Raw genomic sequence first — 4,359 nt, 5'->3', positions numbered from 1 at the left:
GGCCCGCCAGGGGCGAGTCGTCGTGCGCGGCGCCCGTGTCCTGCTCGGCGGCGTTCGAACCCGCCTGTACGGGCGTCCGCGCGGACACCCGCGCCCCGAGCGTCTCCCCGAGCCGCGCGAGCAGGGGCGTGACGCCCATCAGGAGGACCGTCGCGGCGATGAAGGCCTGCGTGCCCTCCTCGCCGAGACCGGCAGGGGAGAGGCCCACGTCGCGTCCGGTGCGTTCGAGCACGAAGGAGAACTCCCCGATCTGCGCGAGCAGCAGGCCCGCGCCCAGCGCGGACGCCGTGCCGTACCCCAGCAGGCGCACCCCGAGCGCCGTCGTGAGGGCCTTGGCGAGCACGACCAGCACGAGCGCCGCGAGCACGAGCGGCAGGTGCGTCCACAGGTAGCCCACGTCGAGCAGCAGCCCGACCGACAGGAAGAATGCCGCGCTGAACAGGATCTGCAGGGGCAGGATCTCCCCGAGCGCCTGCCGTCCGAAGCGGCTCTCGCTCACGACGAGTCCCGCGAGGAACGCGCCGAGCGAGAGGCTCACCCCGGCGAGGCTGCTGACGAAGGCCGTGCCGAAGCAGATCGCGACGACCGTCAGCAGGAAGATCTCCTGCGAGCAGGTCCGCGCGACGGCCTCCAGGATCCTCGGCATGACCCGCCGGGCGAACACGAGGGTGAGCACCACGAGCGCCGCCGCCTTCCCGAGCGCCCACACCACGTCGAGCGGTCCGCCGCCCTGCCCGCCGAGGAGCGGCACGAGCAGCACCATCACGACGACCGCGAGGTCCTGGAAGATCAGGATGCCGAGGCTGACCTGCCCCACCTCGCTGCCGGTGCGGTTGCGGTCGGAGAGGAGCTTCATGACGATGGCGGTGCTGGAGAGCGCGACGAGGCAGCCCGTGAAGACGGCGTTCTGGACGCTCACGCCGAGCGCGGTGAGCGCGAGCGTCGTGAGGCCCACGACGAGCCCGACCTGCAGGCCGCCCCCGACGAAGATGAGCCGCCCGATGCGCGCGAGGCGCTCGAGGCTGAACTCGATGCCGATGGCGAAGAGCAGCAGGATCACGCCGATCTCCGAGGCGGCGTTGATGAGCTCGGGATCGCGGATCAGCCCGAGCGCGCTGGGCCCGGCGAGGACGCCCGCGAGCAGGAAGCCGATGATGGGCACGAGCCCGACGCGGAACGAGAGGTACGCCGCGCCGCCCGCGAGCAGCAGCAGCAGCGTGAGCTGAGGGAAGAACGCGGGCGCCTCGGAGGCGGCGTGGGCCACCGAGGTCACGCCGAGGAGGGCCAGTGGGGTCAGGCGACGCATGGCTTAGCGTAAAACCCGCCCGGAGCTCACATTGGGAGGCCGGGTATTAAGACGGTGGGCGTCACTACCCTGGTGCCGATTTTTCGCGTTCTGGCGCGGGTTCTCTGGAGTCGTCGACCTTCATTTGTGAGAATTTCGTGGTAAAGGAGGGCTTTACCTTCTTATCATCGTGTGGTTTCCTGTCCGACGTGAGCCGCAATCTCCCCTCCATGCGGCGCCACGTCGGGTGTGGGGTCCTGGTGTCCCTGGTCGCCCTGGGCTCGGCCGGTGCCGACGCCTACCGTGTGCGTCCCGGTGACACCCTTGGCAACATCGCCTCTCGAAACGGCACGACCGTCGACGCGATCCGCGCCGCCAATCCCAGGCTCGGCCCCGACCGCGCCCTGCAGGCCGGGCAGGTCATCGAACTGCCCTCGCTCGGCGGCGGCAACCCCAAGCAGGGGCCCACCAGCCTGACCGTGAAGCGCGGCGACACCCTCAGCGGCATCGCCGGGCGGCTCGGGCTGAGCCAGGACGCGATCCTCGCCGTGAACCCCTGGCTGCGCCGCCCCTACACCCTCGTGGTGGGGCAGAAGCTGAGCCTGCCCATCAGCGGCCGTGCCGCCCAGGCCGCCCCGAACGGTCAGGTGAAGGCCGCGAGCTTCGGCGCGCTGTCGTGGCTGTGGCCCCTCAACGGCGTCGTCACGTCCGTCTTCGGCATGCGCGAGTTCAAGGTGTTCGGCAGCGGCCGTCACGACGGCGTCGACATCGCCGCGCCCGTCGGCACGGTCGTTCGCGCCGCGCGCGCGGGCGTCGTCACCGAGGCGCGCTTCGACAACCGCAACGGCTGGGGCGGCACCGTCGTGGTGGACCACGGTGGCGGCTGGACGTCGCGCTACAGCCACTTCAGCAAGCTCCTCGTGAAGCCCGGCCAGCGTGTCGCCGCCGGGGGCGCCGTGGGGCAGGTCGGCAGCACCGGCATCAGCACGGGCCCGCACCTCGACTACCGCGTGTATCAGAACGGCAAGGCCGTCGACCCGCAGAAGCTGCGCTGACACCCGCCGTGGCCTGACCGCGCCCCCTCCCGGAGGGGGCGCGGTCTTCACGTATGCCTGAAGCGAATGTTCGGCCTATTGAATTTCAGATTTAGGCATGGCTAAAAATAGGGTATGTCTCGACTGCCCCAGATTCCCGCCTCCCTCCGCGCCCCCCGCGCCTCCCCGTCCGCCCCCCGCGCCGCCCCCCGCATCCTCGGTCTCGGCCTGCTCCTCACCGCCCTGAACGCCTGCGCCCCCCAGGAACGCCAGGTGCGCGCCGACCTCAAGGACCGCCCCATCCGCGTCACCACCACCGTCAACATGATCACGGACCTCGTCCGCCAGGTCGGCGGCGACCGCGTCGAGGTCAGCGGCCTCATGGGCCCCGGCGTGGACCCGCACCTCTACAAGGCCTCCGCCGGGGACGTCCGCCGCCTCGCGAACGCCGACGTCACCTTCTACGGCGGCCTCCACCTCGAGGGCAAGATGACCGACGTCCTCGAGAAGCTCGGCCGCTTCCACCCGTCCCACGCCGTCACCGAACGCATCCCCGAACGTCGATTGCGCGACGTCGGCGAGGGCACCCACGACCCGCACGTCTGGTTCGACGTGACCCTCTGGAAGAGCGCCGCCACCGTCGTCCGCGACCGCCTCGCCGACCTCGACCCCACCCACGCGAACGTCTACCGCGCCAACGCCGACCGCTACCTGCGCGAGCTCGACGACCTCGACCGCTGGATCACACGCCGCGTGAACGACGTCCCGAGGGAGCGCCGCGTCATGATCACCGCGCACGACGCCTTCGGCTACTTCGGCGACCGCTACGGCGTCGAGGTGCGCGGCCTGCAGGGCCTCTCCACCACCGCCGAGGCCGGCACCCGCGACGTCCGCGCCCTCGCCGACTTCATCGCGCGGCGCCGCATCCGCGCCGTCTTCGTCGAGTCCAGCGTCCCGCGCCGCACCGTCGAGGCCGTGCAGGCCGCCGTCCGCTCGCGCGGCCACGACCTCGACGTCGGCGGCGAGCTCTACTCCGACTCCGCCGGCGCCGAGGGAACCCCGGAAGGCACCTACGTCGGCATGGTCCGGCACAACGTGAACACCCTCGTGGAGGCCCTGAAATGACCACGCACCCCACCACGTCCGCCGCGCCCCTCTCCGTGCGCGACCTCACCGTCGCCTACCGGGACACGCCCGTCCTGCGCGGCGTCACCCTCGACGTGCCCGCCGGGCGGCTCTGCGCCATCGTCGGCCCGAACGGCGCGGGCAAGAGCACCCTGCTCAAGGCCGTCCTCGGCCTCGTCCCGCGTGCCGCCGGCACCGTGCGCTTCTTCGGCGGCGACCTCGCCCGCGCCCGCCGCCGCCTCGGCTACGTCCCGCAGCGCGGCAGCGTCGACTGGGACTTCCCCACGAGCGCCCTCGACGTGGTCACGATGGGCCTCTACGGCCGTCTCGGCTGGATTCGCCGCCCCGGCCGCCGCGAACGCGAGGACGCCCTCGCCTGCCTGGACCGCGTCGGGCTCGCGGACCTCGCGCACCGCCAGATCTCCCAGCTCTCCGGCGGGCAGCAGCAGCGCGTCTTCCTCGCCCGCGCCCTCGCGCAGGACGCGGAACTCTACTTCATGGACGAACCCTTCGCGGGCGTGGACGTGCCCACCGAACGCGCCATCCTCGACGTGCTGCGCGACCTGCGCGGACGCGGACGCACCGTCGTCGTCGTTCACCACGACCTCGACACCGTCCGCGAGTACTTCGACCGCGTCACCCTGCTCAACGTCGAGGTGATCGCCACGGGCGACGTCGACACGACCTTCACGCCCGCGAACCTGCGCCGCGCCTACGGCGACCGCATGGCCTTCCTCGACGCGCCCGCGCCAGGGAGCGCCCTGCGCGCCGCGCCCCTGCCCGGAGCGGCCGATGATTGAGCTCCTCACCGACTACACCCTGCGCAACGTCGCGCTCGGCTCCGCGCTGCTCGGGCTCGTCGGCGGCGTCCTCGGCGCCTTCGCGGTCCTGCGGCGCCAGAGCCTGCTCGGCGAC

At 72.0% G+C, this 4,359-nt stretch carries 5 protein-coding genes; 4 read left to right on the top strand and 1 reads right to left on the bottom strand.

What is annotated here, in order from left to right:
* The coding region (locus DEIPI_RS32295; RefSeq protein WP_045234618.1) for a cation:proton antiporter at positions 1-1,306 on the bottom strand (1,306 nt) is incomplete at its 3' end.
* 188 nt (positions 1,307-1,494) lie between these two features.
* On the opposite strand from DEIPI_RS32295, the gene DEIPI_RS0117490 reads away from it, so the two are divergent.
* From DEIPI_RS0117490 to DEIPI_RS38060, 4 genes are all read left to right on the top strand, one after another.
* Entirely contained in the window at positions 1,495-2,340 is an 846-nt protein-coding gene (locus tag DEIPI_RS0117490; RefSeq protein WP_157463765.1) for a LysM peptidoglycan-binding domain-containing M23 family metallopeptidase, read from the top strand.
* A 114-nt stretch (positions 2,341-2,454) separates the two neighbouring features.
* On the top strand, positions 2,455-3,444 hold the full coding sequence (locus tag DEIPI_RS0117485; RefSeq protein WP_084474504.1) for a metal ABC transporter solute-binding protein, Zn/Mn family: 990 nt from the start codon (positions 2,455-2,457) through the stop codon (positions 3,442-3,444).
* Positions 3,441-4,244 carry a metal ABC transporter ATP-binding protein gene (locus tag DEIPI_RS32290; protein ID WP_045234616.1) on the top strand — a complete coding sequence of 268 codons (804 nt, stop codon included), beginning with the start codon at positions 3,441-3,443 and terminating at the stop codon, positions 4,242-4,244. The genes DEIPI_RS0117485 and DEIPI_RS32290 overlap by 4 nt, the downstream gene beginning before the upstream one ends.
* A partial coding sequence (locus tag DEIPI_RS38060) for a metal ABC transporter permease (protein WP_211238314.1) occupies positions 4,237-4,359 on the top strand: 123 nt, incomplete at its 3' end. The genes DEIPI_RS32290 and DEIPI_RS38060, both read left to right, overlap by 8 nt.

The sequence above is a fragment of the Deinococcus pimensis DSM 21231 genome, from assembly GCF_000519345.1.
Classification (GTDB): Bacteria; Deinococcota; Deinococci; order Deinococcales; family Deinococcaceae; genus Deinococcus_A; species Deinococcus_A pimensis.
Note: the sequence above shows the minus strand (reverse complement) of the source record. Positions and strands in the feature narration are given on the sequence as shown.